At 66.6% G+C, this 26093-nt stretch carries 28 protein-coding genes; 15 read left to right on the top strand and 13 right to left on the bottom strand.

Features of this window, described 5'->3' with window-relative positions; all coding sequences use genetic code 11:
- Together AC04MI_RS07055 and AC04MI_RS07050 are read left to right on the top strand one after the other, a co-directional pair.
- A partial coding sequence (locus AC04MI_RS07055) for an RHS repeat-associated core domain-containing protein (RefSeq protein ID WP_476497436.1) occupies positions 1-578 on the top strand: 578 nt, incomplete at its 5' end.
- A gap of 624 nt (positions 579-1202) precedes the next feature.
- Positions 1203-1589, top strand: a complete 387-nt coding sequence (locus AC04MI_RS07050; protein ID WP_288853126.1) for an RHS domain-containing protein — start codon at positions 1203-1205, stop codon at positions 1587-1589.
- 50 nt (positions 1590-1639) lie between these two features.
- Here the strand turns inward: AC04MI_RS07050 and AC04MI_RS07045 are convergent, their stop codons facing one another.
- The 6 genes from AC04MI_RS07045 to lplT all read right to left on the bottom strand — a co-directional run bounded on the left by AC04MI_RS07045 (position 1640) and on the right by lplT (position 6666).
- Positions 1640-2110 (bottom strand): OmpA family protein, encoded by a 471-nt coding sequence (locus tag AC04MI_RS07045; RefSeq protein ID WP_436076525.1) that lies wholly within the window; start codon positions 2108-2110, stop codon positions 1640-1642.
- A gap of 279 nt (positions 2111-2389) precedes the next feature.
- The gene (locus AC04MI_RS07040; protein ID WP_116748605.1) at positions 2390-2890 is read right to left on the bottom strand and encodes a hypothetical protein; all 501 of its coding nucleotides are present in this window, start codon (positions 2888-2890) and stop codon (positions 2390-2392) included.
- Positions 2875-3351 carry a hypothetical protein gene (locus AC04MI_RS07035; protein WP_476497434.1) on the bottom strand — a complete coding sequence of 159 codons (477 nt, stop codon included), beginning with the start codon at positions 3349-3351 and terminating at the stop codon, positions 2875-2877. The genes AC04MI_RS07040 and AC04MI_RS07035 overlap by 16 nt, the downstream gene beginning before the upstream one ends.
- A gap of 355 nt (positions 3352-3706) precedes the next feature.
- Positions 3707-4195: a glutathione peroxidase gene (locus tag AC04MI_RS07030; protein WP_436076524.1), complete on the bottom strand. Its 489-nt coding sequence runs from the start codon at positions 4193-4195 to the stop codon at positions 3707-3709.
- Positions 4196-4270: 75 nt separating this feature from the next.
- Positions 4271-5170 (bottom strand): DMT family transporter, encoded by a 900-nt coding sequence (locus AC04MI_RS07025; RefSeq protein ID WP_476497432.1) that lies wholly within the window; start codon positions 5168-5170, stop codon positions 4271-4273.
- Between the two features lie 191 nt (positions 5171-5361).
- Positions 5362-6666, bottom strand: coding sequence for a lysophospholipid transporter LplT (gene lplT, locus AC04MI_RS07020; RefSeq protein WP_476497430.1), 1305 nt, complete (start codon positions 6664-6666; stop codon positions 5362-5364).
- A 156-nt stretch (positions 6667-6822) separates the two neighbouring features.
- On the opposite strand from lplT, the gene alr reads away from it, so the two are divergent.
- Both alr and AC04MI_RS07010 read left to right on the top strand, forming a co-directional pair.
- The gene (gene alr, locus AC04MI_RS07015) at positions 6823-7938 is read left to right on the top strand and encodes an alanine racemase (protein ID WP_476497428.1); all 1116 of its coding nucleotides are present in this window, start codon (positions 6823-6825) and stop codon (positions 7936-7938) included.
- Between the two features lie 138 nt (positions 7939-8076).
- Positions 8077-8946: a hypothetical protein gene (locus tag AC04MI_RS07010; protein WP_436076521.1), complete on the top strand. Its 870-nt coding sequence runs from the start codon at positions 8077-8079 to the stop codon at positions 8944-8946.
- Between the two features lie 92 nt (positions 8947-9038).
- Here AC04MI_RS07010 and AC04MI_RS07005 read toward each other — a convergent pair whose 3' ends face one another.
- Positions 9039-9530, bottom strand: a complete 492-nt coding sequence (locus AC04MI_RS07005; protein WP_436076520.1) for a MarR family winged helix-turn-helix transcriptional regulator — start codon at positions 9528-9530, stop codon at positions 9039-9041.
- Between the two features lie 71 nt (positions 9531-9601).
- On the opposite strand from AC04MI_RS07005, the gene AC04MI_RS07000 reads away from it, so the two are divergent.
- Positions 9602-10411: a siderophore-interacting protein gene (locus AC04MI_RS07000; protein WP_436076519.1), complete on the top strand. Its 810-nt coding sequence runs from the start codon at positions 9602-9604 to the stop codon at positions 10409-10411.
- A gap of 37 nt (positions 10412-10448) precedes the next feature.
- Here AC04MI_RS07000 and AC04MI_RS06995 read toward each other — a convergent pair whose 3' ends face one another.
- Positions 10449-11336, bottom strand: a complete 888-nt coding sequence (locus AC04MI_RS06995; RefSeq protein ID WP_436076518.1) for a LysR family transcriptional regulator ArgP — start codon at positions 11334-11336, stop codon at positions 10449-10451.
- 77 nt (positions 11337-11413) lie between these two features.
- Between AC04MI_RS06995 and AC04MI_RS06990 the strand changes: the two genes are divergently transcribed.
- Positions 11414-12022, top strand: a complete 609-nt coding sequence (locus tag AC04MI_RS06990; protein ID WP_476497427.1) for a LysE/ArgO family amino acid transporter — start codon at positions 11414-11416, stop codon at positions 12020-12022.
- A gap of 88 nt (positions 12023-12110) precedes the next feature.
- On the top strand, positions 12111-13691 hold the full coding sequence (locus AC04MI_RS06985; RefSeq protein WP_108498040.1) for an ABC transporter substrate-binding protein: 1581 nt from the start codon (positions 12111-12113) through the stop codon (positions 13689-13691).
- Positions 13692-13766: 75 nt separating this feature from the next.
- Here AC04MI_RS06985 and AC04MI_RS06980 read toward each other — a convergent pair whose 3' ends face one another.
- From AC04MI_RS06980 to AC04MI_RS06970, 3 genes are all read right to left on the bottom strand, one after another.
- On the bottom strand, positions 13767-14390 hold the full coding sequence (locus AC04MI_RS06980; RefSeq protein ID WP_444825902.1) for a glutathione S-transferase family protein: 624 nt from the start codon (positions 14388-14390) through the stop codon (positions 13767-13769).
- 76 nt (positions 14391-14466) lie between these two features.
- Entirely contained in the window at positions 14467-15444 is a 978-nt protein-coding gene (locus AC04MI_RS06975; RefSeq protein WP_476497425.1) for a 2-dehydropantoate 2-reductase, read from the bottom strand.
- A 34-nt stretch (positions 15445-15478) separates the two neighbouring features.
- Positions 15479-16309, bottom strand: coding sequence for an aldolase/citrate lyase family protein (locus AC04MI_RS06970; RefSeq protein ID WP_476497424.1), 831 nt, complete (start codon positions 16307-16309; stop codon positions 15479-15481).
- Between the two features lie 113 nt (positions 16310-16422).
- Between AC04MI_RS06970 and radA the strand changes: the two genes are divergently transcribed.
- From radA to AC04MI_RS06935, 7 genes are read left to right on the top strand one after another with little or no spacing between them, the layout of a single operon-like run.
- Positions 16423-17802, top strand: a complete 1380-nt coding sequence (gene radA, locus AC04MI_RS06965; RefSeq protein ID WP_476497422.1) for a DNA repair protein RadA — start codon at positions 16423-16425, stop codon at positions 17800-17802.
- 49 nt (positions 17803-17851) lie between these two features.
- Complete coding sequence (locus AC04MI_RS06960) at positions 17852-18286, top strand: glycerate kinase (RefSeq protein ID WP_108498036.1); 435 nt, start codon at positions 17852-17854, stop codon at positions 18284-18286.
- A gap of 39 nt (positions 18287-18325) precedes the next feature.
- Positions 18326-19264: a branched-chain amino acid transaminase gene (locus AC04MI_RS06955; RefSeq protein ID WP_476497420.1), complete on the top strand. Its 939-nt coding sequence runs from the start codon at positions 18326-18328 to the stop codon at positions 19262-19264.
- Positions 19265-19269: 5 nt separating this feature from the next.
- Positions 19270-19476, top strand: coding sequence for a zinc-finger domain-containing protein (locus AC04MI_RS06950; RefSeq protein ID WP_056057299.1), 207 nt, complete (start codon positions 19270-19272; stop codon positions 19474-19476).
- A gap of 3 nt (positions 19477-19479) precedes the next feature.
- The gene (locus tag AC04MI_RS06945; protein ID WP_260665916.1) at positions 19480-20295 is read left to right on the top strand and encodes a glycosyltransferase family 2 protein; all 816 of its coding nucleotides are present in this window, start codon (positions 19480-19482) and stop codon (positions 20293-20295) included.
- Positions 20292-21575 (top strand): O-antigen ligase family protein, encoded by a 1284-nt coding sequence (locus AC04MI_RS06940; RefSeq protein ID WP_436076512.1) that lies wholly within the window; start codon positions 20292-20294, stop codon positions 21573-21575. The genes AC04MI_RS06945 and AC04MI_RS06940 overlap by 4 nt, the downstream gene beginning before the upstream one ends.
- A 12-nt stretch (positions 21576-21587) precedes the next feature.
- Positions 21588-22562, top strand: coding sequence for a glycosyltransferase (locus AC04MI_RS06935; protein ID WP_476497418.1), 975 nt, complete (start codon positions 21588-21590; stop codon positions 22560-22562).
- A gap of 151 nt (positions 22563-22713) precedes the next feature.
- Here AC04MI_RS06935 and AC04MI_RS06930 read toward each other — a convergent pair whose 3' ends face one another.
- On the bottom strand, positions 22714-23835 hold the full coding sequence (locus AC04MI_RS06930) for an NAD(P)H-dependent flavin oxidoreductase (RefSeq protein WP_436076510.1): 1122 nt from the start codon (positions 23833-23835) through the stop codon (positions 22714-22716).
- Positions 23836-23868: 33 nt separating this feature from the next.
- Positions 23869-24753, bottom strand: a complete 885-nt coding sequence (locus tag AC04MI_RS06925) for a LysR substrate-binding domain-containing protein (RefSeq protein ID WP_476497438.1) — start codon at positions 24751-24753, stop codon at positions 23869-23871.
- Between the two features lie 72 nt (positions 24754-24825).
- Between AC04MI_RS06925 and AC04MI_RS06920 the strand changes: the two genes are divergently transcribed.
- Positions 24826-26070, top strand: coding sequence for a YbfB/YjiJ family MFS transporter (locus AC04MI_RS06920; protein WP_436076508.1), 1245 nt, complete (start codon positions 24826-24828; stop codon positions 26068-26070).
- The last annotated feature ends 23 nt before the right edge of the window (positions 26071-26093 follow it).

The raw sequence follows: 26093 nt of genomic DNA, 5'->3' as shown, positions 1-26093 counted from the left end.
GACCTGTTCAGCGACTGCAACAGCAGTCAGCGAACCAGACAGTGCAGCTTCAGCAGAACCTGCGGATGCAGGGGCAGTACCTGGACAGGGAAACGGGGCTGCACTACAACACGTTCCGGTACTACGACGCGGACTTGGGGGCGTTTACGACGCCGGATCCGATTGGGCTGTCGGGCGGATTGAACCTGCACCAGTATGCGCCTAACCCGATTAGCTGGATTGATCCTTGGGGGTGGTCGCCGTGCGATAAAAAAATTGCTGCATTGCGTAACGGTGGCAATGGGACAGCAGTTAACGTCAAAACTAAGAAAGAAGCAGATGAATTGCTAAAAGCAGCATTTCCTGGAGCCCAAAAGGTAAGAGGCATTGGGTCGCAAGATGCTCAAGGTATCCGTAAGCAGAGAAAAATGGAGCAGTTTAAGAAAAACGATGGTCAAATTCGATACCGTAAAGACTACGCGATGGACTCAAAGACTGGGCGTGTTTATGGACATAATGATCCAAAAGGCACTGGGCACGGATCCAAGCCCCATATCAACATTAAAAATCAGACGGTAAAATGGTTCGAATCGATATAGGGGATTGATTTTGAGTGTGCAGAAAATTATTGAGGCAATAAATTCGAGAAAGACGTGGGGTTATTCTTGTGAAGAGTGCGATGGGAATGTTGTTTTCTTTCTTCAGTTCGCGATGAAGAGGGAAGGCTCAAAGTTCATCTGCTATTTTTTTAAGATTCCCGTATCTGAAATGGACGTCGTAGAAGATATTCACGACTACGAAAAACTCTCTGAGTTTAATTCTTTTGATGATGCTCTTGATTTCATTCGATCAAACGGGGGATGCTTCGAGAATTTTTCTGCGTTTAAGGGGCTGAAGCCAATATAGCCGATTAGCGAAGTATTGAAATTTCCGGCGGGCTGATTTCGTCCCGATGTTTGCGCTATGCACCGCTGGCGCGCCTTCATGCCAGCGGGGCCGCCACGGAGCAAGGGGGCTGGAGCCACCCAAGAGCCGGCGCAGCAGATCCAGTAATCAATAACGATAGCGACCAGTGCTCTACCCACAGGCGCTGAAAGCCAAAACTCTCCAAATAGTAAACGGCGGAAGCGCAATACTGGGCCTCGTTGGAAACCCAGTCGCAACGACAAGCCATCCCTAGAACTGGCACGCAAGGGACTACAGCCTCGACCTCGTTTTGCGAGGTGTATCACTTCCACACCCAGCCCAACGGCCTGCCGGAAGAGCTGAGCGACACCAGCCGCCATTTGGTGTGGACAGCGCAGTACAGCACGTGGGGCAGTACTGTCAGGGAGGAATGGCAGAGCTACGACGAAGCGGGAAGACCTGTTCAGCGGCTGCAACAGCAGTCAGCGAACCAGACAGTGCAGCTTCAGCAGAACCTGCGGATGCAGGGGCAGTACCTGGACAGGGAAACGGGGCTGCACCACAACGCGCGATGGAGGTCCGTCGCCGCCATGGAGTACCAAACGCCGCAGTCTCAGGGTGTGGGCGGGGTGCACGAAAGTAGAGCGCGTCCCATCCTGCGAGTCCAAGGTCATGTGCGCTATCTGGAACAGCAGCGCAATTGACGGGCCGTTCTGCAGCCCACTTCACTTGGATAGAGGAGGAGATGCCCTGCCTACTTCGCCGTGATCTTCACCGCATGCAGTGCCTGCGTGGTGTTGAACTTCACCCGGATGGACTTGGCGGGCACGCCTTGCTTGACCAGTTCGTTGCGCACTGCCATGGCACGCATCAATGCGATCTCACGGGCATCGACCGGTGCGTCTTTGCGGTGGCAGAAGCCGGTAATCTCCAGGCGTTCTGTGGGCTCGCGTGTCGCGGCCAGGCGGGTCAGGATGGCCTGCGTCTCGGGCGACAGCTTGACTTGGTTGGCTTTGAACTGGGCCACCATGCCATCCTCAGGCAGGCGCGGCTCCTCCGGCACCGGTGCGGGCGCGGGTTCAGCCGGGGGTGCGGGGGGTACAGGGGCGGGCGCGGCAGCCACTTCGGGCTCCGGCGGCGGGGGCGGCGTGTCGGCGCAACCTGCAAGCAGCAGTGCGGCGGCGGTCAGCAAACCAACGGGGGCGAAGCGTGTGTGAAAGAGCATGGACATCCCTTCGAGTTGAAAAAATAGTGATGGAAACTTGCGCGCTGAAACGATGACTCTTTGAGCGGCCTGGAACTGACCAGTAGGTCCTCGCCAGTCCGCGCGGAGGCCCTCAGAGGGCCACTGGCGCGGCGGCCTGCTACCGGCGGGACACATTTCGCGGCCAGCCAGATAGCGACTGGCGGAGGCGTCACCTTGGTGGCGCAAATCCCGCCACAGAAGACCGAAGACGAGACTCGGTGCCGTGGCAGTGGCAGAGCCGCACAGCGGCCCTGTCCGCTATTGCACCAGTTGCCAGAAGGTGACCTGCGCGAATTTGGCGTCGTTGGCCCAAGGGTCCCAGATGGTTTTGTCCCCCCGGCTTTTGGCACCTGGCCACGAGCCCAACGAGGTGGACATGGCCGGCGCGTAACTGCCCCGCGTGCGCAGGGTCTCTGCCTTGCCGTCGCGGGTATAGCTGTAGCCGCCCGCCGTCGTGTCTGGCCCAGGGTAGACAACGATCACGTGCCCGTTGGTGGCCTCGGATTTGCCGCCCACCACCAGCACACCTTCGCGCGCCAGACGGCCCACCTGTCCTGCCGGGACGATCTTCCAGTGCGCCTGCCCGCGCATGTGTTCGACCAGTGCGTTGGCGCTCATCCAAGCCTGGTTGGGCAGGTACTGCTTGATCACATGCCAGACGGCATGGCTGCATGAGTTGGGATACAGCGCATAGGCAGCATCGCAAGCCTGCTTGAGCTTGCTGACGGACTGCGCGGTTTCGGCTACGTCTGTGGGCACGAGGTCTTGTCCTGTGAAGGGGTGGTGTTCTTGGGGGTGTAGGTCCCCTTGTGAGGATTCCAGTGCAGGCTGGGCAGCGTGGAGTCACCGCCCACGGCAGGGGACTGCACCTTTAGGCGCAGTTCGTGCGGGGTACCGCGCTGCCATCGCCCGGCGCTGATGGTTAATTCCTGCGGGGGATCGACTGGGAAGAGGTGCGGGATGCGGCCCAGGCAGCGACCCGTCGCGTCAACGAGCATGGGCAGAGGAAAGTCGCGCCACGCCGCATCAGCGGGCAAGGTTTTGTAATAGTCGTCGGTGAACACGCTGAGCAAGCTCACCTTGGCAGCAACCGGCGCAGCCACGGAAGGCGGCTGCTGCGCGATGGCACATATACGCACTGCAGCACGATAGGGCTCCATCTCGGCAGGCAGACCCACGCTGCGGTCCACCGGCACGCACAAGGCTGGTGGTATGTTCACAAAGTCATGGGCTTGAGCAGCGCAGGCGGCGACAAGAAATGACGCAGCGGCAAAGCACGCTCGCCATCCAGCGAAAGCAGACATGAAGAGGGGCCTCCCAAACAGCAGAAAATGCGACCGAGTGGTCTCTGCCACTCTGAAACGACGCCGAGTGTCGCCGGTGTTTTCTGCTGTTTTGACGTCAATGCGTCTGTAGGCAACTGCTTGATTCAGCTTTCACAAATGCCTACATGGCGCATCAATTGGTAACGCCAGGCATGCGCGGAGCACCCTGATATGTGCTGATAAGCTCATCATCGCCTGTGATGGCGCGCGCAAAGAGCGGTGCCGTCCTCCGCGAGCCGGGGCAGTGGGTTCAGGCCGCCAGTGCCGCCTCAATATCCCCCCCCAGCTTCTTCGGCGCGTCCTGCGGTGCATAGCGGCGTATCACGCGGCCGTCCTTGCCGACGAGGAACTTGGTGAAGTTCCACTTGATGGCCTTGCTGCCCAGCAGGCCCGGGGCTTCGGCGGTGAGCCACTGGTACAGGGGCGAGGCGTTGGCGCCGTTCACGTCGATCTTGGCCATCATCGGAAAGCTCACGCCGTAGTTGAGCTGGCAGAAGCTGGCGATCTCGTCGTTGCTGCCGGGGTCCTGGGCGCCGAACTGGTTGCAGGGGAAGCCCAGCACGACGAGGCCTTTGTCTGCGTATTCCTTGTGCAGTTCTTCCAGCCCGCCGAACTGGGGCGTGAAGCCGCAGGCGCTGGCGGTGTTCACGATGAGCAATACCTTGCCGCGGTATTGCGACAGGGGCACGGCCTGGCCGTTCATCTGCAGGGCTTCAAAGTCGTAGATGCTGGTGGACATGCGGGTTCTCCGGGTGGGGATGACGGGCCATCGTAGCCCCAGCTGCAGAGGCCTGTGCGCAGGCGGGTCAATCCATCAATGAGGGCCCGCAGCACCCGGTCGGCGGAACTGCAGCGCCGCCAGCAGCGAAGCCAGCAGGATCAGCGCCCCGCCCAGCACGGTGCGCGTGTTCAGCGTGGCCGCGCCCAGCAGGGCCGACGACACGCTGGCAAACATCACCTCCGACAGCATCACCAGCGCCGTCGTGCCCGCCGCCAGGCGGGCGGCGCCAAATTGCAGCGCCCAGTTGCCCAGCATCAGCACCCCGGCCAGCAGCAGGCCGGTGACGACCCAGGKGGCATTGACGGCAGGGAAGGGTTCCACCACGCCCACTTGCAGGCCAATGCTGGCCACCGCCAGCGCCATGAGCATGCAGCCGCCAAACATCGAGAACATGCGCGCGGGCCCCGGCACGGTGTGCAGGCGGCGCAGTGTGACGTTGGTGAGCGCGAACATGAAACCGCCCAGCAACGCCAGAGCGTCGGCCAGCGACAGGTTCTGCAGCAGGCGCGATGCAGGCGCGCCCTCGGGCAGCAGCACCAGCACCACGCCGCAGAAAGCCAGCGCCAGGCGCAGCAGCGCCGCAGGGGTAGGGCGCTCGCCCAGCACCTTCCAGGCCAGCAGCACGGCCCAGGCGGGCATCAGATAGAACAGCAGGATCACGCGCACCACGTCGCCAATGGTCACGGCCCAGTTGAAGGCCACGTTGTTCAGCCCCGAGGCCAGCGCCAGCAGCCACAGCTGCGGATGCGCGCGCACCTGCTGCACGATGCCGGGGCGCCACGCCAGCAGCGCCAGCAACACCACCGCATACATGCAGGCCGTGGCCCACAAGGGGTGCAGCCCCGCCTGGTGCATGTGCTGGAAAGGCCACCACGCCAGCCCCCAGACAAAGGCGTTGAACAGCAGGGCGGCAAAGGGGAGTGGAGAGTGCATTGAAGGCAAAAACAGGCTGTAGCGCTTTTTGAATATGCGCTGATAGCTATAAATTGTGTAGCAAATGGCGGTGATTCGTGCCGCTCAAAAACCGGCGCGGCCCAGACCAGTGCCACCGTGGAGCTGGCTTTGCCAGTCCACTGGTGGCGTCCCCCTACGGGGGAAGCGGCGCAGCCGCTCAGGGGGGCTTCTCAATGGTGCGTATCGTGCCGCGCGATGTCCAGCAGGTGGTTCACTTCGTCGCGGTGGTTCACGCAGTTGCGCTGGTGCCAGCGGCGGATGACCCACATGATGCCCGCCACCACCAGCCCGAAGGTGGTGATGGCACCAAACACCGACAGGCCCAGCTTGAGCGACAGGCTGTAGAACGCCCCCAGGCCCAGGATGCAGGCCTGCTCGTTGAAGTTCTGCACGGCAATCGASCGGCCYGCGCCCATGAGGTTGTGGCCSCKGTGCTGCAGCAGGGCGTTCATGGGCACTACCAGATAGCCGCCCAGGCCACCCAGCACGATGAGGAACGGAATGGCCAGCCAGATGTTGCTGATGAACACCATCAGGATCAGCAGCAAGCCCATCGCAATGCCCAGCGGGATCACGCGGGTGGCCATGTCCAGGCGCATGCGCATCGATGCCACCACGGCACCCACGGCGGTGCCGATGGCCACCACGCCGGTCAGGGCCGAGGCCTGGGTGGTGTTGTAGCCCAGGGCCACGGCGGCCCAGGCCAGCACGATGAACTTGAGGTTGCCACCGGCGCCCCAGAACAGGGTGGTGGTGGCCAGCGAGATCTGGCCCAGCTTGTCGCGCCACAGGCGGCTGTTGCAGGCCCAGAAGTCGGGCAGCAGGTTGAGCGCGTTGGCCACCACGCTGCGCGACGGGTCRGCGCGCAGGGGGCGCATCTCCACCCCGGTGTGCGGGATGCGGGTGTTGAACCAGGCAGCCAGTGCATAGACAGCGATCAGCGCTGCGATGGCGGCCTCGGCGGGGGTGTCCACGCCGGTGTCGATCACGGGGAAGTCAAAGCCCAGCAGCATGCCCGACAGCTGCTGCCCCACCAGCTGGCCGCCCAGTAGCACGCCCAGGATGATTGATGCAATGGTCAGGCCCTCGATCCAGCCGTTGGCCTTGACGAGCTGGGACGCGGGCAGCAGTTCGGTCAGGATGCCGTACTTGGCGGGCGAGTAGGCCGCAGCACCCAGCCCCACCACGGCGTAGGCCATGAGCGGGTGCGAGCCAAACAGCATCATCAGGCAGCCCGCCACCTTGATGGCGTTGCTGACAAACATGACCTTGCCCTTGGGCAACGCATCGGCAAAGGCGCCGACGAAGGGCGCCAGCACCACATAGAACAATGCGAACATGGGCACCAGGGCCGCACGCTGCCACTCGGGGGCGCCTCCGGTGCGCAGGAGTTCCACAGCGGCTACGAAGAGTGCGTTGTCGGCCAGCGAGCTGAAAAACTGCGCCGACATGATGGTGTAAAAACCGCGCTTCATCGAATGGCTGGTGAGAGCATCAGTTGGGCTGATGCCCTGGTAAATGTGAAGAATCGTAGCGAGGGACAGGCGGTTATATCACGCGGATAAACGGCCACAGTGCCAGAATCCGGCGCTGGTCCCCCGGTAAATCCCTCGCTCCATCAGGTCTGTCCCATGCCCCGTCCCATTGCTGCCACCATCCACACCACGGCCCTGCACCACAACCTCGCGCGCGTGCGCCAGTCGGTGCCTGACGCCAAGGTGTGGGCGGTGGTCAAGGCCAATGCCTATGGCCATGGCATCGAGCGGGTGTACGAGGGCCTGCGCGGCGCCGACGGTTTTGCGCTGCTGGACCTGGCCGAGGCCGAGCGCGTGCGCCACCTGGGCTGGCGCGGGCCCATCCTGCTGCTCGAAGGCGTGTTCGASSCGCGCGACCTGGAGCTGTGCTCGCGACTGGGCCTGTGGCATGCGGTGCACTGCGACGAGCAGATCGACATGCTGGCTGCGCACAAGACGCAGGTGCCGCACCGGGTGTTCCTCAAGATGAATTCGGGCATGAACCGGCTGGGCTTCACGCCCGAGCGCTACCGCGCCGCGTGGGCCCGGCTCAATGCGCTGCCGCAGGTGGACGAGATTTCGTTCATGACCCACTTCAGCGACGCCGATGGCCCGCGGGGCATTGCGCACCAGATGGCGGCCTTCAACGCCGCCGCGCAGGACCTGCCTGGCGAGCGCAGCCTGAGCAACAGTGCCGCCACGCTGCGCCACGCGCAGGATGCGGGCGTGCGCGCCGACTGGGTGCGCGCGGGCATCGTGGTCTATGGCAGCGCGCCTGACTTCCCCGAGCACCAGGCTGGCCACTGGGGGTTGCAACCCACCATGACGCTGTCCACGCGCCTCATCGCCACCCAGCAACTGCAGGCGGGCGACACCGTGGGCTATGGCTCGCGCTTCACGGCCGACGGCCCGCTCACCATTGGCATCGCCGCCTGTGGCTAYGCCGACGGCTAYCCGCGCCACTGCRACACCGGCACGCCGGTGCTGGTGAACGGCRTKCGCACSCGCMTGGTGGGSCGSGTGAGCATGGACATGGTGACCGTGGACCTTACGCCCCTGCAGCAGGCGGGTGTGGAGGTGGGCTTTGGCAGCGAGGTCACGCTCTGGGGCCGCGCCAGCAATGGTGTGGTGTTGTCCATCGACGAGGTGGCGCAGGCGGCAGGCACCGTGGGCTACGAGCTGATGTGCGCCCTGGCGCAGCGCGTGCCGGCGGTGGTGGACGCCGGGGCCTGAAGCCCCCCTTCATTGGCGTGCGGCAGGGCGCGGTTCGCGCACAAGTTCACGCCGCAGGGCCCGCCGGTGTGGGGCGCGGCCTGAAACTGGTGTGAAATGGCGCCGTCTGTTTGCCGCCGCGCGCAGCGCGCTCCTTCCATGGCCACACCCCGCAGCAACTCCTCCAGTTCCAAGAAAAAAGGCAGCTCCACTTGGCGCTCGGTGCGCATGCCGCACCACGGCGCGGTGGCGCGCACCCTGCAGCAGCGCTACAGCCTGCGCTGGCACGGGCTGCTGATCGGCAGCTTCACGCTGCTGCTGATGTGGGCCACCTCGTACCTGCAGATGGTGCTGGGCGTGGATTCACTGGCGCTGCGGTACTTGATCACGCTGTCGGTGGGCTACGTCGGCTATCTGCTGGTGCTGCGCGCCTGGGCAGCACGGCTGGTGCGTCGGGACGGGTCGTCGGGCGATGGCAGCAGTGTGGAATTGCCCGACATCTCCTGGCCCAGTGGCAATGGCCCCTCCGGTGGAGGCCAAGTGCCCTTGCCGCGCACCGGCGGTGGCAACTTTGGCGGCGGTGGCGCATCGGGGGACTTTGGGGGCGGATGGACGCAGGGCCTGTCCAGCGGGGGCTCCGGCAGCGACTCCAGCGTGCTGGGCGATATTGCCGGGGGCGCGGCCGATGCGCTGGGCAGCGCCGACGAGGGCGCCGTGGTGGTCGTGCCCGTGGTGGCCATCTTTCTCATCGGCGCGGCGCTGATCCTGGGCGCGGGCTCGCTCGCCATGCTGTTCTTTGGCTGGGATGTGCTGCTCACAGTGGCGGTGGAGATTGCCTTTTCGGTGGCCACGGCCCGCGCCGCCGTGGGGGTGGAGCGCGAGGGCTGGCTCAGCGCCGCCGTGCGCCTGACCTGGAAGCCGCTGCTGGGCGCGCTGGTTTGCGCCGTGCTGCTGGGCGCCACCATCGACCATTTCCTGCCCCATGTGCATTCGCTGCCCGAGGCGCTGCGCGTGATCCAGGGGCGCTGATTTGCTCTCTATCTGATAGCTGCCAGGGCATATTGCACTAGCGCTTGGGGCAAAAATCCCTTCAAAAGCGTTGGAAACCCCCTGTGGGGCCCTTAACGGGAGGACCGACCCTTGCCATGGCCGCAGTCCTCGCCAGTCTCCAGGGGTGGCAGCGCGTCCAGGTTGGTCCGCACCCGCGCCAGCAGGGCCAGCAGCTGCGCCTGGGTGGCGTCGTCGCAGCCCGCCAGCACCTGGGCCGACAGGGTTTGCCGCGCGGCCTGCAGCGCCTGGTAAAGCGCTTGGCCCTCGGCGCTCAGCGTGAGGCACAGGCTGCGCCGGTCCTCGGCGTGGGGCTGGCGCTCCAGCCAACCCTTGTCCTGCAACAGGCCCAGCATGCGCGCCACCTGCGCCTTGTCGGCGCCGCTGTGGCGCACCAGCTCTTTCTGCGTGGCGCCGGGGTGGCGGCCAATGAAGTTCAGCGCGCGCACTTCATTGAAGGTCAGGTCCGGGTGCACGGAGGTCATCGCGCGCACCATGCGCGCCCGGTAGGCGTGCATCAGGTCGTGCAGGGCTTCAAACACATCGGGGCGGGCACGTGGGGGCATGGCGTGGCTATCGGTTGACAAAGTCAACTGAATGGCGGATGATTTGGTTGATTAAATCAACATTTTACGCCATGAACGCTTCCTTGCCCCTGGCCGCCACGGCCCCCTCCCTCGCTATCGAGCGCATTCGCCATCCCCTGCAGGGCCGCCATCTCCAGGTGGTGCGCCGCACCCAGGTCAGCCCCGGCTTTGTGCGACTGACCCTGGCCGGCCCCGAGCTGGCGGGGTTTGTGAGCGCCGGGTTCGACGACCACCTCAAGCTCATCCTTCCCTCCCCCGGGCAAGACCGCCCCACCTTGCCCACGCTGCAGGACGGTCGCCCCGTGTTCGACGGCCCCCGCCCCGTGCTGCGCGACTACACCCCCGCGCGTTTTGACGCCGCAGCGGGCGAGCTGGACATCGAGGTCGCACTGCACGATGCGGGCCCCGCCACCGACTGGGCCGCCAGCGCCACCGTGGGCCAGTGGGTGGGCATTGCCGGGCCGCGCGGCAGCATGGTCGTGCCCACGGGCTTCGATTGGCACTGGCTGCTGGGCGACGAAACCGCGCTGCCCGCCATCGCCCGCCGCCTGGCCGAGCTGCCCGCCAGCGCGGTGGCCACCGTGCGCATCCAGCTGAGCAACCCGGCCGACCAGCGGGTGCTGACCAGCGCGGCGCAGCTGGACCTGCAGTGGGTGAGCGCGCTGCCAGCCGCTGTGGAGGCGCTGCCGCTGCCCGCGGGCGCGGGCTTTGTCTGGGCTGCGGGCGAACACAGCGACATGGCCGCCGTGCGCCGCGTCGTGCTGGCCAAGCCGGGCGTGGACCCGAAACGCATGCGCATCTCCGCCTACTGGAAGCGCGGCGCGGCGGACCACCACGAAGACCTGGCGAGCGCTGCGTAGTCGGCCCTTGCTTGCTACATCACTCTCGACTTTCCTCTCAGCGCAGCAGCGTCAGCGCAGCCGCCTTTTGTACTGCCTGCGTCACGTGCTGCAGGGCCTGCACGTTCAGGCGCCAGCACTGCCAGTACAGCGGCACGTCCACCGGCTTGTTCGCAATCAGCTCGACCAGGGCGCCGGTCTTCAGGTCGTCCTCTACCAGCGGGTCGGGCGTCATGCCCCAGCCCAGGCTGGCGCGGGTGGCTTTGACGAACGCATGCGCCTCGGGCAGCCAGTGCACGGGCGGCGCCAGCTTGCGGCGCGTGATGCGGCCCACAAAACGCGCCTGCAGCGCATCCTTGCGGTTGAACACCAGCATGGGTGCCTGCGCCAGGGTGGTTGCGTTCACGCCCTGCGCAAAGTGGCGCTCCATGAACGCAGGGCTGGCGAGCGCGCGGTAGCGCAGCGTGCCCAGCGGCAGCACCTGGCAGCCCTGCACGGGCTGCGGGTCGGCCGTCACGGCGGCCATCACGCGGCCTTCGCGCAGCAGGTTGGCCGAATGGTCCTGGTCTTCCACATGGATGTCGAAGGTGATGGCCTGCCCCTCGGCCGCCTGCGCCATGGCGTGGGGGAACCAGGTGGCCAGCGAGTCGGCATTCACGCCAATCGCCAGCCGCGCGGTGCTGTGCTGCCCGCCGCCAATGGTGGCCAGCGCATCGGCCTCGCTCAACGCCACCTCGCGCGCATGGCGGTACAGCGCCTGCCCGGCCTCGGTGGGCGTGCAGGGCGTGGCGCGGCGTACCAGCACCTGGCCCACGCGCTCTTCCAGCAGCTTGATGCGCTGCGACACCGCCGAGCGCGTGACATGCAGCACGGCCGCCGCCCGCTCGAAGCTGCCTTCATCGATCACCGTGGCAAAGGCGTTGAGCTGGGCGGAGTCGAGTTGCATGGGTGGTTAGCAATTCTGACGGATCGTTAAAAAGTATAGCTGGCGTCAACGCAGGCCCTTGGCCAGAATCCCTGCCCATGGTCTCCACTGCCTTCGTTCACGGTTTCACTTCCACTGCCATGCTCATCATGGCCATTGGCGCGCAAAACGCATWTGTGCTGCGCCAGGGTCTGCGGCGCGAGCATGTGATGCCCGTGGTGATGGTGTGTGCGCTGTCGGACGCGCTACTGCTGCAGGTGGGCGTGTGGGGCATGGGCGGCGTGCTACTGGCCCGGCCTGAATGGGCGCAGTTCATGCGCTGGGCGGGCGCGCTGTTCCTGTTGATGTATGCGGCACAGACGGCCTCGCGGGCGCTGCGCCCCGGCCAGTTGCTGGTCGCCACCAGCGGCCCCGGCGCCAGCCTGCGCACCACGCTGGCCACGGTGGTGGCGCTCACCTGGCTCAACCCGCATGTCTACCTGGACACCGTGGTGCTGCTGGGCACCATGGCCACGCCGTACCCGGCCTGGGGGCGTGCACTGTTTGCGGCGGGTGGCTCGCTGGCCAGCGCGCTGTGGTTCTTGTTGATCGGCCTGGGCGCCCGCTGGCTGGCGCCATTGTTTGCCACACCGGCGGCTTGGCGGGTGCTGGACGGGGTGACGGCCACCACCATGCTGGTGCTGGCAGGGGTGATGGCTCTAAGCTAAGAAGAATAAGTTCGTTTTCTAAAAGCGCCGCTTGGGGGATAGTCTGGCCATTCAGCATTCTTTGGCGTTTTTGCCTATCCTCCCGTCCATGCGCTTCAAGCACCTTCTCCTGGCCGCCGCCGTTGTTGCGGCCCTGCCCCTGGCCGCACAGTCCGCCACCTTCCGCTGGTCCCGCTCGGTGGACATTTCCACCTGGGACATCCACACCCAGAACGTGGGCGTGAACAACACCATGCACGGCGCGGTGTACGACACGCTGGTGGAATACAACAGCAAGACCTTCAAGCCCGAGCCCTCGCTCGCCACCGAGTGGAAGCTGATCAAGCCCACCCAGCTGCGCCTGACCTTGCGCAAGGGCGTGAAGTTCAGCGACGGCAGCGAGTTCACGGCCGACGACGCCAAGTTCTCGCTGGAGCGCGCCAAGGCCAAGAGCTCCAACTTCGCGGTCTACACGCAAGGCATTGACCGTGTGGAAAAGGTCGATGCCTACACCATCGACATCCACTCCGACCTGCCCAACCCGGTGCTGGTGAACCAGCTGACCGAGCTGCGCATCATGAGCAAGGCCTGGGCCGAGAAGAACAAGTCGGTCGAGCCCAAGGACATCAAGACCAAGGACGAAAACTTTGCCCACCGCAATGCGCTGGGCACTGGCCCCTACCAGCTCAAGCAGTGGACGCCTGACCAGCGCGTGGTGCTGGAGCCCAACCCCCACTGGTGGGGCAAGGGCAAGTACCCCACCAACCTTACCGAGATCGTCTACACCCCCATCAAGGCCGACGCCACGCGCACAGCGGCGCTGCTGTCGGGTGAGGTGGATTTTGTGATCGACCCGAGCCTGCAGGACCTGGCGCGCATCAAGCAGACGCCCAACCTGCAGGTGCTCGAAGGGCCCGAGTACCGCACCATCTTCCTGGGGCTGGACCAGTTCCGCGACGAGCTGCCCGGCTCGGACGTGAAGGGCAAGAACCCGCTGAAGGACCTGCGCGTGCGCAAGGCGCTGTACCAGGCCATCGACATCCAGTCCATCCAGCGCGTGGTGCTGCGTGGCCTGGCCCAGCCCACGGGCACACTCATCGCCAACCAGGTCAACGGCTGGACCAAGAAGGCCGACGTGCGCTACCCCTACGACCCCAAGGCCGCGCAAAAGCTGCTGGCCGATGCGGGCTACCCCAACGGGTTTGAGGTGGACTTTGCCTGCAGCGCGGGCCGCTACATCAACGACGAGCAGCTGTGCCAGGCCATCACCTCACACTGGGCCAAGGTGGGCGTGAAGGCCAAGCTGCGCTCGCTGCCGTTTGCCACCTACTTCCCGATGATCCAGCGCAACGAAGCCAGCATCTACCTGCTGGGCTGGGGTGTGCCCACGTTCGATGCGTTCTACAGCCTGCAGTCGCTGGTGCGCACGACGGGCGCGGGTGGGGACGGCAACTTCAACCTGGGCCGGTTCTCCGACCCGCAGATGGACGCGCTGATCGAGCGTGTGAAGAAGGAAACGGACACCGCCACGCGCAACGGCCTGATCGAACAGGCGCTGATCAAGGAGCATGAGCTGGTGTCGCACATCCCGCTGTACAACCAGGTGATTCCGTGGGCGGGCACCAAGAAGGTGGACATCATCCACCGCGCCGACAACCGCATCGATTGGCGGTATCTGAAGGTGAACTGATCCCGGTTGCCAGCAAAAAGCCCCGGTGCTTCGAGCCAGAAGCACCGGGGCTTTTTTGCGTCCGCAGGTGGCGTATCAGGCCAGTGCGCGCTGCACGGCGGGGCGCTGCAGCATGCGCTGCGTGTGTGCAAACACCTTCGGGAACTGGGCGATGTCCACGCCGTCGCTGTGCAGCCAGGTGCCGATGGTGAACAGGTAGCCGTCGGCCACGGTGTATTGCTCGCCCATCACCCAGGGCCCCTGGTCCGCTTGCGGCAGGTAGTGGGTTTCGATGAGATTGAAGCAGTCGGTCATGTTCTGCGGCACCTTGCGCTGCATGGCCGCCTGGGCTTCGGGTTCATCGGCCCAGCGGCTGGCGCGGGGGCGGTGGGCATGGGCGATGTGCACGGTGGACGCGAGGTAGCTGTGGAATTCTTGCAGGCGCGCAAAGCCATGCGCGTCGGCGGGCGCCAGGCGCGCCTCTGGAAAGCTCTGCGCCACGTAGGCCAGCAGGGCAGGGGTCTCCGTCAGCGTGCCGTGCGGCGTGGCCAGCGCGGGCACGCGGCCCTTGGGGTTCACCGCCAGGTATTCGGGCGTGCGTTGCTGGCCGGCGGCGAAGTCCACGCGCACCAGGTCGTAGGGGGCGCCCGCTTCTTCCAAAGCGATGCGAACGGCCTGCGCGCAGGTGCCGGGGGTGTAGTACAGCGTGAGTTGGGTCATGGTTGGTTTGCTATAAATTAAATAGCTGCTGGCACATATTCCACCAGCGCCTGCAGTCGATTTTGCTTGAAATGAATCAGTACAGGCCCCGCGTGCGCGCCATCAGCCGCGTGAGGCCCAGCAGGGCGTCTGTGTGCGGCGTGGGCGTGTGGGTGATCTGCCCCAGCTCGCGCACCGCGCCCACCAGGGCGTCGATCTCCATGGGCTTGCCCGCCTCCACATCCTGCAGCATCGAGGTCTTGAATGCACCCAGCTTGCGCGTGACGGCGTGGCGGTCCTCGGGCTGCTGGTCGATGGGCAGGCCCAACTGGTCGCCGATGGCCTTTGCTTCCAGCATCACCGCGCTGACAAAGCCGCGCACCAGCTCGTCGTCCAGGATGCGGTCGGTGGTGGCGCCGGTGAGGGCGCTGATGGGGTTCATGGTGAGGTTGCCCCAGAGCTTGAACCAGATGTCCTTCTGGATGCAGTCGCTCACTTCCACATCGATGCCACCGCGCTGCAGCGTGTCGGCCAGTGCTTGCAGGCGCGGGCTGCGGCTGCCGTCCGGCTCGCCCACGATGAGGCGGTTGCCAAAGTGCTGGCGGACGAAACCCGGAGCCTCCAGCGAGCAGCTGGTGTGCACCACACTGCCCACCACGTTGCGCGCCGGGATGGCCTGGGCAATGACGCCCCCCGCGTCCACGGATTCAAGGGCATGCCCCTGCGCCGCACCGCCAAAGCCGTCGAGRAACCACCACGGCACGCCGTTCATGGCGGTGAGCACGATGGTGTCGGGCCCGATCAAGGGCGCCATGGCACGCGCCACGTCGGGCAGGCCCGGGGCCTTGACGGCGACCACCACCAGGTCTTGCACGCCAAGTGCGGCCGGGTCGCTGTGGGCTGTGACGGGCACCTGCGCCAGCGAGCCGTCAGCGCGCCGCATGCGCAGCCCCTCTGCCTGCAGGGCGCGCAGTGTGTCGCCCCGCGCCACCATGCTGACGGTGTGGCCCGCTTGCGCCAGGGTCACGCCCAGCCAGCCGCCGATGGCGCCGGCGCCGTAAATACATGCTTTCATGGATGTCTGTCCTTGAGTCTGAAAGAAGAAAAGTTCAGTAGCCTGCGGGCCGGGTGGGGGCGGCGTCGGTCGCGCTGCGGTAGCGTGCCAGCAGCTCCTGCGCAGCACTCACCAGCAGCATGGTGTCCACGCCCACGGCCACAAACAGCGCGCCCGCCGCCAGCCATTGGCGCGCCTGCGACTCGGTGGTGGCCAGAATGCCCGGCGCCTTGCCTGCGCGCAGGATGCGGGTGATGCCGTCGTGGATGGCGGCCTGCACATCGGGGTGCCCCGGGGTGCCCGGGTGGCCCATGGAGGCCGACAGGTCGGCCGGGCCGATGAACACGCCGTCCACGCCGGGCGTTGCGGCAATGGCATCGAGGTGGGCCATGGCCTCCACCGTCTCGGCCTGCACCAGCAGGCAGATCTGCTGGTTGGCCTCGTGCACATACTGCGGGTACGCCTGCCAGCGCGACGAACGGGCCAGTGCGCTGCCCATGCCACGCACGCCCTCGGGCGCATAGCGCGTGGCGCGCACCAGTTGCTGGGCCTGCTCGGGCGTATCGACCATGGGAACTAATAAGGTCTGTGCGCCGATGTCCAAGTACTGTTTGATCAGTGCCGTGTCACCCACCGGCACCCGGGCGATGGGGTGGGGCGCCTGCACGCCTGGCGGCAGGGCGCTGGTGGCGCTGGCGATGGCCTGCAGCTGGTGCAGGATGGAGCGCAGGTCGTTGGGCGCATGTTCGCCGTCGACCAGCAGCCAGTCGTAGCCGGTGCCTGCGAGGATTTCGGCGCTGTAGGCGTTGGCCAGCCCGAGCCAGAGGCCGATTTGCGCCTGGCCTTGGGCCATGGCCTGTTTGAAGCGGTTGGTGGGTGTCTGCAATGTCAACTCCGTGCGGTGCCAAGCCCGCCATCGTACGGGCTGCGGCGGATCGATGTGGGCATGGCCGCTATAGTCGGCTGCCCCTGCATCGGGGCGCCTCACCGACACCTGCCATGGCCAAAGAAAAAACCACGTTCACCTGCACCGAGTGCGGCGGCACCAGCCCGCGCTGGCTGGGCAAATGCCCGTCCTGCGGCGCCTGGAACACGCTGATCGAGCAGGTGGCCGAGGCCGGGCCGGGCAAGAACCGCCTGAGCACGCCGCAGGGCTACGCGGGTTTGGCCAACGCGCAACCCGTCCTGCCGCTGGCGGCCATCGAGGCCCAGGACGTGGCCCGCACCCCCAGCGGCATCGACGAGCTGGACCGTGTGCTGGGCGGCGGCATTGTGGAAGGCGGCGTGGTGCTCATCGGGGGCGATCCGGGCATTGGCAAATCGACCCTGCTGTTGCAGGCCATGGACGCGCTGCAGCGCGCGGGCCTGCCCACGCTGTATGTGACGGGTGAGGAGAGCGGAGCGCAGGTGGCGCTGCGTTCGCGGCGCCTGGGCATCGACGRCAGCCAGGTACAGCTGCTGGCCGAGATCCAGCTCGAAAAGATTCTGGCGACCGTGGAGGCCACGCAGCCCGCCGTGGTGGTCATCGACTCCATCCAGACCACCTATTCCGACCAGCTCACCAGCGCGCCGGGCTCCGTCGCCCAGGTGCGGGAATGCGCGGCGCACCTCACGCGCATGGCCAAGGGCACGGGCATTGCTGTCATTCTGGTGGGCCATGTGACCAAGGAAGGTGCGCTGGCGGGGCCGCGCGTGCTGGAGCACATGGTGGACACGGTGCTGTACTTCGAAGGCGACACGCACAGCCAGTTCCGCCTGGTGCGGGCCATCAAGAACCGCTTCGGCGCGGTCAACGAAATTGGCGTGTTCGCCATGACCGAGAAGGGCCTCAAGGGCGTGAGTAACCCGAGCGCCATCTTTTTGAGCCAGCATTCCGAGCCCGTACCGGGCAGCTGCGTGATGGTGACGCTGGAAGGCACACGCCCGCTGCTGGTGGAGATTCAGGCCCTGGTGGACAGTGGCGGCCCCAGCCCCCGGCGCCTGTCCGTGGGCCTGGACAAGGACCGCCTGGCCATGCTGCTGGCCGTGCTGCACCGCCATGCGGGGGTGGCCTGCATGGACCAGGAYGTGTTYGTGAAYGCGGTGGGCGGCGTGCGCATCAGCGAACCAGCTGCCGACCTGGCGGTGATGCTGTCCATCACCTCCAGCCTGCGGGGCAAGGCGCTGCCGCGCGGCTTTCTGGCGTTTGGCGAAGTGGGGCTGGCCGGTGAGGTGCGACCCGCGCCCCGGGGGCAGGAGCGCCTGAAGGAGGCCGCCAAGCTGGGCTTCAGCGTGGCCGTGGTGCCCAAGGCCAATGCGCCCAAAAAACCCATCGAAGGGCTGACCATCCACGCCGTCGAGCGGGTGGAAGAGGCCATGAACGTGGTGCGCGGTCTGTAAGCAATGCCCACAGCGCCATGTCCATGGCGCCATAAGACAATCTCGACCTATGAACTTGCGCAATATTCTGGTGCCCCTGGGGGCGGTGGCCCTGATCGGGTTTGGTTTTTATGCCTACGGCTGGGCCGGGGTGGCTGCCGTGGCCGGTGGGCTGGTCATGTGGGGCCTGCTGCACTTCACGCGGCTGATGAGCGTGATGCAAAAGGCCGCCAAGCGCCCCATCGGGTATGTGGGCAGCGCCGTGATGCTCAACGCCCGGCTGACGAAGGGCGTGAACCTCATGCACGTGGTGGCCATGACCCAGGCGCTGGGAGAGCGCGTTTCTGCCGAAAACGTGCAGCCCGAGGTCTACCGCTGGACCGACGGTACCCGCTCGCACGTCACCTGCGAGTTCCAGCAGGGCAAGCTGGTGGTGTGGACCCTGGTCCGCCCCCAGGACAACCCTGCTGCTGATGGAGAAGGCGCGCCGCCCGCCGCCCCGTAAAATCCTGGTTTTGCGACCCACAGCAACCAAAGGACACCCATGAGCCCCGTAGTTCCCTCGMTGGMCGACCGTGACGGCAAGATCTGGATGGACGGCSARMTSGTSGAYTGGCGCGACGCCAAGATCCACGTGCTGASCCACACSCTGCAYTACGGCTGCGGCGCCTTCGARGGCGTGCGCGCCTACAACACCGCCAATGGCACGGCGATCTTCCGCCTGGMMGAGCACACCGASCGCCTSTTCAACAGCGCCAAGATCCTGCGCATGAAGATCCCSTTCACCAAGGAAGAGGTGAATGAGGCCCAGAAAGCCGTGGTGCGCGAAAACAAGCTCGAATCCTGCTATCTGCGTCCATTGACCTGGATCGGCTCGCAAAAGCTGGGTGTTTCGCCCAAGGGCAACCAGATCCATCTGATGGTCGCKGCCTGGKCCTGGGGCGCCTAYCTGGGCGARGARGGCMTSAAGCGCGGCATCCGCGTSAAGACCWSCAGCTWCACCCGCCACCACGTCAACATCACSATGACGCAGGCCAAGGCGGTGAGCAACTACACCAACTCCATCCTCGCCAACATGGAAGCSACGGACGACGGCTACGACGAAGCCCTGCTGCTGGACAGCTCGGGTTTTGTGTCTGAAGGCGCGGGCGAAAACATCTTTGTGATCAAGAACGGCGTGATCTACACGCCCGACCTGTCGGCCGGCGCCCTGAACGGCATCACCCGCAACACCGTGTTCCACATCGCCAAGGACCTGGGCCTGGAGATCGTGCAAAAGCGCATCACGCGCGACGAGGTGTACATCGCCGATGAGGCCTTCTTCACCGGCACAGCCGCTGAAGTCACACCCATCCGCGAACTCGACCGGATCGAGCTGGGCAGCGGATCGCGCGGCCCGATCACTGAAAAAATCCAGAGCGCCTTCTTCGACATCGTCGGTGGCCGCAATCCGAAATACGCCCACTGGCTGAGCAAGGTCTGAAGAACATGTCGCAAGCAACCGTTGAACTCCTGGCCAAAGACCTGAACGCCCAAGGCGGCGTKTTCTGTCCCAGCCCCAAGGCCGACATGAAGCTCTGGAACAGCCACCCCAAGGTGTACCTGGACGTAGCACGCACGGGTGAAGCCAAGTGCCCTTACTGTGGCACGGTGTACCGCCTGAAGGCCGGTGAGCACGTACACGCTGGTCACTGATTGATGCCGGTTGCAGTCGGCGGCGCTACGCCGCCGCCCACGTTGACCGTGGCGGTGCTGACCCTCAACGAGGCGCACCGCATCGAAGCCTGCCTGCAAAGCGCTGCGTTTGCCGACCAGTTGCTGGTGGTGGACAGCGGTAGCACCGATGACACCGTGGCCATCGCCCAGCGCCTGGGCGCCGAAGTCCACAACTACCCCGACTGGCAGGGCTTCGCCGTGCAGCGCAACCGGCTGCTGGCCCATGCGCGGGGCGACTACATCTTCTTTCTGGACGCCGACGAGGTGATGACGCCTGCGTTCGCCCAGGAGCTGCAGGCCATCGTGCGCTCTGGCGCGCAGGCCGTGTGGAGCATCCGCTGGCGCATGGTGGCCTACGGGCACGAACTCAAGTACTTTCGCTCGCAATCGCAGATCGAGCGCCTGTTCGTGCGCGCCATGGTCCGCGAGTTCACGGGCGTGGTGCACGAGCAGGCCGAACTGTTGCCGCCACCGGGCGGTGGCGCCGTGCCGCGCCGCCTGATCGAAGCGCGGCTGCTGCACTACTCGCGCACCACGGTGCGCGGCAGCCTGGAAAAGCTCACCCAGTACGCCATGCTCGGTGCCGCCAAGCGGGCGGCGGCAGGCAAGAAGGGCGGCGTGGTGCGGGGCCTGGCCTCGGGCACCAGCATGTTCCTGCGCCTGTATGTGTTTCGGCTGGGTTTTTTGTGTGGCGGGGCGGGTTTTCTGTATTGTCTGTTTGTGGCACTGGAGGCGTTCTTCCGGTACGCCGCCCTGGAGTACGACCACCAGCAACTGAGCGAGAGCGTGCGCCGTTGACCAAAGCTGACGAAATTTTTGTGCGCCTGTCGGGCGCGGCGGCCTTCATGGTGCCGGGTATGGCGCTGTGGGTGCGCTCGGGCTATTCCTGGGGGGCGGTGGTGCTGCTGTTGTGCAGCCTGGCCACCGCCGGGGTGTGGCTGCGGCGCCCGCCGGGGCGCGATGCCTGGCTGCTTTTGGCCTCCATCGTGGCGATGGGCACGGTCTGGGCCCTCGACTTTGACCCGGCCCAGGGCAGCTGGTCCAACCTGGACCGGCCTGCCAAGTACCTGCTGGCGCTGCCGTGCCTGCTGTATGTGCTGGCCTATCCCCCGCGGGTGCGCTGGCTCTGGGCCGGTATCGCCGTCGGCGCCTGTGGCGCGGGGCTGATCGGTTTGTACCAGGCCATGGTGCTGCACCTGCCGCGCGCCAATGGTTTTACCAACGCCATCCAGTACGGCGGGCTCAGCCTGCTGCTGGGGCTGATGTGTTCGGTCGCGCTGCTGGTGCTGTGGGACCGCTGGAAGCCCTGGCAGCGTGCGGGCTGGGCGGTGGGCATTCTGCTGGGCCTGGAGGGATCGCTGCTGTCCGAGTCGCGCGGGGGCTGGGTGGTGCTGCCGCTGGCGTTGCTGCTGTGCGCCTGGCTGCAGGCCCGCTGTGGCCAGCGCAAGCTGGCCCTTGTGGGCGGCGTGTTGGTCGTGGCGGGTGCGGCCGGGCTGATGGCCTTCAAGGCCAACGAGGTGCGCCTGCGCGTGGATGAGGCGCGGCAGGAGATCACGCAGTACGAGGCGCGGGGCGACGCGGCCAGCTCGGTGGGCCAGCGCCTGGCGCACTGGGGCCTGGCCTGGCGCATGGGCCTGGACCGCCCCTGGACCGGCTGGGGCCGCTACGGCTACGAGGCAGAGAAGCAGCGGCGGGTGGCTGCCGGCGAGGCGCATCCGATTGTTTTGCAGTTCAGCCACGCCCACAACGAGGTGCTGGACATCTTTGCCAAGCGCGGCATCCCCGGCGTGGTGGTCTTGCTGTTTTTCTATGGTGTGCCCCTGGTGCTGTTCTGGCCCACGCGGCGCCGCGTGTTCCCGGGGAGTGCGGGCGTGCTGGATACCGAGGGCCTGTGCCTGCGCATGATCGGGGTGCTGCTGCCCGTGTCCTACATGGGCTTTGGCACCACCCAGGTGTTTTTGGGGCACAACAGCGGCACCATGTTCTACCTGTTCATGGGCATGCTGGTGCTGGCCATCCTGCAAGGCCGCGAGCGCCAGCGGCTGCAGGCGCCGGGGCAGGCCACCGCTCTTTCCTGAAGGACCTCTGCCATGCACATCCTGCTGGTCAACAACTCCCCCATCCCTGTGTATGGCTACGGCGGCACCGAGCGCGTGATCTGGGACCTGGGCAAGACGCTGGTGCAGCAGGGCCACCGCGTGAGCTACCTGGTGCCCGAGGGCTCGACCTGCGACTTCGGCCAGGTGCTGCCCATCCGGCCTGACGAGCCCTGGGAGGGACCGATCCCGGCCGACGTGGACATCACGCATTTCCAGTTCAACCCACGCTCCGAGCTGTCCAAGCCCTACCTGGTGACCGAACACGGCAACGCCCGCAAGCCCAAGCCGCTTCCGCGCAACACGGTGTTCCTGTCGCGCGACCACGCGGCGCGCTACGGCTCCAGCGAATTCGTCTACAACGGGCTGGACTGGGCGGGTTATGGCACCGTTGACTTTGACCGCCCGCGCTCGCACTACCACTTCTTGGGCAAGGCGGCCTGGGGCGTGAAGAACGTGCGCGGTGCCATCAAGGTGGCCAAGATGGCCGGGGTGGAGCTGGACGTGCTGGGCGGCAACCGCATCAACTTCAAGCGCGGCTTTCGCTGGACGCTGTCGCGCAAGATCCACTTTCACGGCATGGTGGGCGGCACGCAGAAGACGGGCCTGCTCAACGCCTCACGCGGGCTGATCTTTCCGGTGCGCTGGCACGAGCCGTTCGGGTTGGCCGTGATCGAGAGCCTGTACTTCGGCTGCCCCGTGTTTTCCACCCCCTACGGCGCCTTGCCCGAGCTGGTGCCCGTGCACTGCGGTGTGCTGTCCGACCAGGCCTCAGTGCTGGCCGAGGCGGTGCGGGGCAACCGCTTTGACCCGCGCGCTTGCCACCAGCATGTGGTGGAGCACTTTGGCGCCGAGCGCATGGCCCGCAACTACCTGCGCATGTACGAACGGGTGCTGGCGGGCGAAACCCTCAATGCCCAGCCGCCCGTGATCCAGGGCCCTGCGCGCGAACTGCCCTGGAGAGGCTGAGACGCCCCCCTGAGTCGCCTTCGGCGCCTTCTCCCCAACGGGGGACGCCACCCGTGGCCTGGCAAAGCCAGCTCCACGGTGGCACGGGTTTTGGGGCGGTTTTGGCCCCAAGCGCTAGTTCAACATGCCTCTGATGCTATAGAAATAATAGCTATTGGTGGCCGACAGTGGAGTTTCCACGCGGCGCGGTGGCCTGCTGCCACTCCTGGGCCAACAACGCCACCAGCTGCGCCGCTGGCATGGGCCGCACCTGGGCCACCCCCTGGCCCGCCCACAGCGACAGGCAGTCGGCCTGGCCCGCCTGGGCGGCCGCGCGGCGCAGCGCGCCCGTCAGTGCGTTCTGCACGGGGTAGGGCGGCACGGTGGCCTCGTCGGCCTGCAGGGCTTGCATCATGCGGTTGACGATGCCGCGTGCTGGCCGGCCCGAGAAGATGCGGGTGGTGCGCGTGTCGGTGGCCTGGGCGCGTGCCAGGGCCTCGCGGTACGCCGGGCCAATCGCCGACTCGGGGCAGGTCAGGAAGGCCGTGCCCATCTGCACCGCCTGGGCGCCCAGCGCCAGCGCACCCGCAATGCCGCGCCCGTCCATGATGCCGCCCGCAGCGATCACCGGGATGGACAGGGCCTGCACGCACTGCGCCACCAGCGGCAGCGTACCCACCATGCTGGCCGCAAAGTCGGCCAGCGATGGCGCCGCTCCGGTGGCGCCGGGCTGTGTGGGCGTGAGGAACGTGCCCCGGTGCCCCCCGGCTTCCATGCCGGAGGCGCAGACAGCATCCGCGCCCACGCTGGCCCAGGCCTGCGCCTCGGCCAGCGTGGTGGCGGTGCCGATCACGTAGCTGCCTACGGCCTGTAGCCTGGCCACCTGCGCCGCCGTGAGGATGCCGAAGGTGAAGCTGGCCACGGCCGGGCGTGCGGCCACCAGGGCGTCGAACTGTGCCGCGAAGTCCTCACACCACTGTGCAGGCCGCTCGGGCACCAGGCCGAACTCCGCGTAGAACGGCGCCAGGCGCTGCAGTGCGGCTTGCACCGTGGCGTCGTCCGGCGTTGGGGTGGCCTGCACAAACAGGTTCATGCCAAAGGGCCGGTCGGTGCGGCGGCGCACCTCGGCGGCGGCCTCGGCCATGGCAGCGGGCGAGCGCATGCCGCAGCCCAGCATGCCCAGGCCGCCGGCCTCGGACACGGCGGCGGCCAGTGCGGGTGTGTCCGACCCGGTCATCGGGCCCTGGATGATGGGCAGCGCAAGGCCCAGGTGGGTGGTGAAGGCGGCGGGCATGGGGGCTCCTTGTGCGATCTGTGGGGGAGGGGGTCAGGTCGATGTGGCGGGGCGGTGTGCTTCGCCGGAGGTCAGTGCGGTCCGCAGCGCGTCCAGCGCGGGCGACTGGTAGCCACGCCGGTGCACCAGCACCGTGTCGCAGGTGGCCAGGGGCACCAGGCGCAGCGCAGGCGGCTCGCGCATCAGGTCGATCACGGCCTGGGGCACCACGCCCGCGCAGCGACCGGTGGCCACACAGGCCAGGATGGCGTGGTACGAGGCCAGCTCCAGCACGCGCGGCGGGCTGCCGTCCTTCTGTTGCATGAAGGCCTCGCCCATGCGGCGGTAGGTGCAGCCTGGGCTGAAGGCGGCCAGGGTGTCCAGCTGCAGGTCCTGGGGCGTGTGCACGGGCGGGTGGTCGGCGGGCAGGGCCAGCAGCAGGGCCTCGGCAAACACGGCGGTGCGCTCCACCGGCGCATCGGCTTCGATGCCCGGCGGGGGCCAGGCCACCAGCGCGCAGTCGATGGTGTGGGCCAGCACCTGCTCCACCAGCTGGCGCGAGGGGGCGGTTGACAGCTCCAGCACCAGCCCGGGCCAATGCGCATGCAGCCGGGCCAACGGCTGGGGCAGGCGTGCGGCGGCCGTGCTTTCCATGGCGCCCAAGCGCAGTCGGCCGCTGGGCTTTTTGGGGTGCACCGACTGGCGCGCTTCTTCGGCCAGCGCCAGCAGGCGGTCGGCATAGCCGCGCAGCGCCTCCCCGGCGGGCGTCAGCACCATGCGCTTGCCCTCGCGCAGGAACAGGGTGGCGCCGAGTTGCTCCTCCAGCTGCTGCACGCGTGTGGTCACGTTGGACTGCACGCGGCCCAGTCGCTCGGCCGCGCGGGTGACGCTGCCTTCCTGCGCCACGGCCCGGAAAATTTCGAGGGCGGCAAAATCCATCATGATTCTTGTTGTGAGATGATTAATGAAAAATAAATCTCAAAACAGAATCATAGACTGGAAACCGCCTGCATGGAACCGCGCACCGCCCCCCAAGACCGCCCCCTGTCCGTAGCGCTGGCGGGCATGGCCGCGCTGGCGGTGGCGATGGGTGTGGGCCGGTTTGCCTTTACCCCGCTGCTGCCCATGATGCTGCACGATGGCGCGGTCACGCTGGCGGGCGGCAGCTGGCTGGCTACGGCCAACTATCTGGGCTATCTCATCGGGGCGCTGGCCTGCATGGCGCTGCCCTGGGTGGCGCCCCGTGCGCGGCAGCGGTGGCATGCGGCGCGGCTGGCGCGCTGGGGGCTCGCGGCCACGGTGCTGCTCACCTTGGGCATGGCGCTGCCGCTGCCGGGCACCTGGCCCGCGCTGCGGTTTGCGGCCGGGGTTGCCAGTGCGCTGGTGTTCTTGAACGTCTCGGTGTGGTGCATGCTGCGGCTGGTGGCGCTGGGCCAGCCCGCGCTGGGTGGGTTGATCTTTTGTGGCCCGGGGCTGGGCATCGTGCTCACCGGCCTGTCGGCCAGTGCCATGGTGGCGCTGCAGTGGCCCGCTGCGGCGGGCTGGGCGGTGTTTGGGCTGCTGAGTGTGGGGCTGTGCGCTGCCATCTGGCCCGTGCTGCGGGGTGTGGCGATGCCCGGGGCGGCCGCAGCCTCCGGCCCGGTGGTGGACGGCTCCACCCCCGGCCACGGGTTCTGGGCGCGCACGGGGCTCACGCTGGCCTATGGGCTCGCAGGGCTGGGCTACATCGTCACCGCCACCTTTTTGCCCGTGATTGCGCGCGCTGCCTTGCCTGCAGGGTCGCCCTGGCCCGACCTGTTCTGGCCGCTGTTTGGTGCCGGCGTGGCGCTGGGCGCGGCGTTGTCCACCCGCACCCCGGCCGCGTGGGACCGGCGCTGGCTGCTGATGGCAGCCTACGTGGTGCAGGCCGGGGCCATCGCGCTCAGCCTGGTGTGGCCGGGGCCTGCGGGGTTTGCGCTGGGCAGCCTGCTGCTGGGCTTGCCGTTCACTGCCATCACCTTTTATGCCCTGCAGGAGGCGCGGCGCGTRTGGCCTGCGGCGGGCGACAGTTTTCCGGGGCTGCTCACGGCGGCCTACGGCATTGGTCAGATCGTGGGCCCGCCCATGGTGGCGTGGATGCTGCACCACGCGGCCACGCAGGGGCAGGGCTTTGTCTACGGGCTGGCTGTGGCCGCCGCAGCGCTCGGTGTGGGTGCGGTGCTATATGCCGCCATGGCCTGGCGCTGGCCCCTGGCGCCCCGCCCGGCAGCGCGCTGAGCGCACGCGAATGCAGGCGCCAA

It is taken from the genome of Acidovorax sp. LjRoot204 (genome assembly GCF_056175785.1).
Note: the sequence above shows the minus strand (reverse complement) of the source record. Positions and strands in the feature narration are given on the sequence as shown.

Coding starts and splice junctions, on each gene's coding strand:
- AC04MI_RS06935 (WP_476497418.1), top strand. CDS start 21,588: ATGCACATCCTGCTGGTCAACAACTCCCCCATCCCTGTGTATGGCTAC.
- AC04MI_RS07000 (WP_436076519.1), top strand. CDS start 9,602: ATGAACGCTTCCTTGCCCCTGGCCGCCACGGCCCCCTCCCTCGCTATC.
- AC04MI_RS06980 (WP_444825902.1), bottom strand. CDS start 14,390: ATGACCCAACTCACGCTGTACTACACCCCCGGCACCTGCGCGCAGGCC.
- AC04MI_RS06960 (WP_108498036.1), top strand. CDS start 17,852: ATGAACTTGCGCAATATTCTGGTGCCCCTGGGGGCGGTGGCCCTGATC.
- AC04MI_RS06925 (WP_476497438.1), bottom strand. CDS start 24,753: ATGGATTTTGCCGCCCTCGAAATTTTCCGGGCCGTGGCGCAGGAAGGC.
- AC04MI_RS07045 (WP_436076525.1), bottom strand. CDS start 2,110: ATGCTCTTTCACACACGCTTCGCCCCCGTTGGTTTGCTGACCGCCGCC.
- AC04MI_RS06995 (WP_436076518.1), bottom strand. CDS start 11,336: ATGCAACTCGACTCCGCCCAGCTCAACGCCTTTGCCACGGTGATCGAT.
- AC04MI_RS06985 (WP_108498040.1), top strand. CDS start 12,111: ATGCGCTTCAAGCACCTTCTCCTGGCCGCCGCCGTTGTTGCGGCCCTG.
- AC04MI_RS07005 (WP_436076520.1), bottom strand. CDS start 9,530: ATGCCCCCACGTGCCCGCCCCGATGTGTTTGAAGCCCTGCACGACCTG.
- AC04MI_RS06945 (WP_260665916.1), top strand. CDS start 19,480: ATGCCGGTTGCAGTCGGCGGCGCTACGCCGCCGCCCACGTTGACCGTG.
- AC04MI_RS06930 (WP_436076510.1), bottom strand. CDS start 23,835: ATGCCCGCCGCCTTCACCACCCACCTGGGCCTTGCGCTGCCCATCATC.
- AC04MI_RS07010 (WP_436076521.1), top strand. CDS start 8,077: ATGGCCACACCCCGCAGCAACTCCTCCAGTTCCAAGAAAAAAGGCAGC.
- AC04MI_RS07030 (WP_436076524.1), bottom strand. CDS start 4,195: ATGTCCACCAGCATCTACGACTTTGAAGCCCTGCAGATGAACGGCCAG.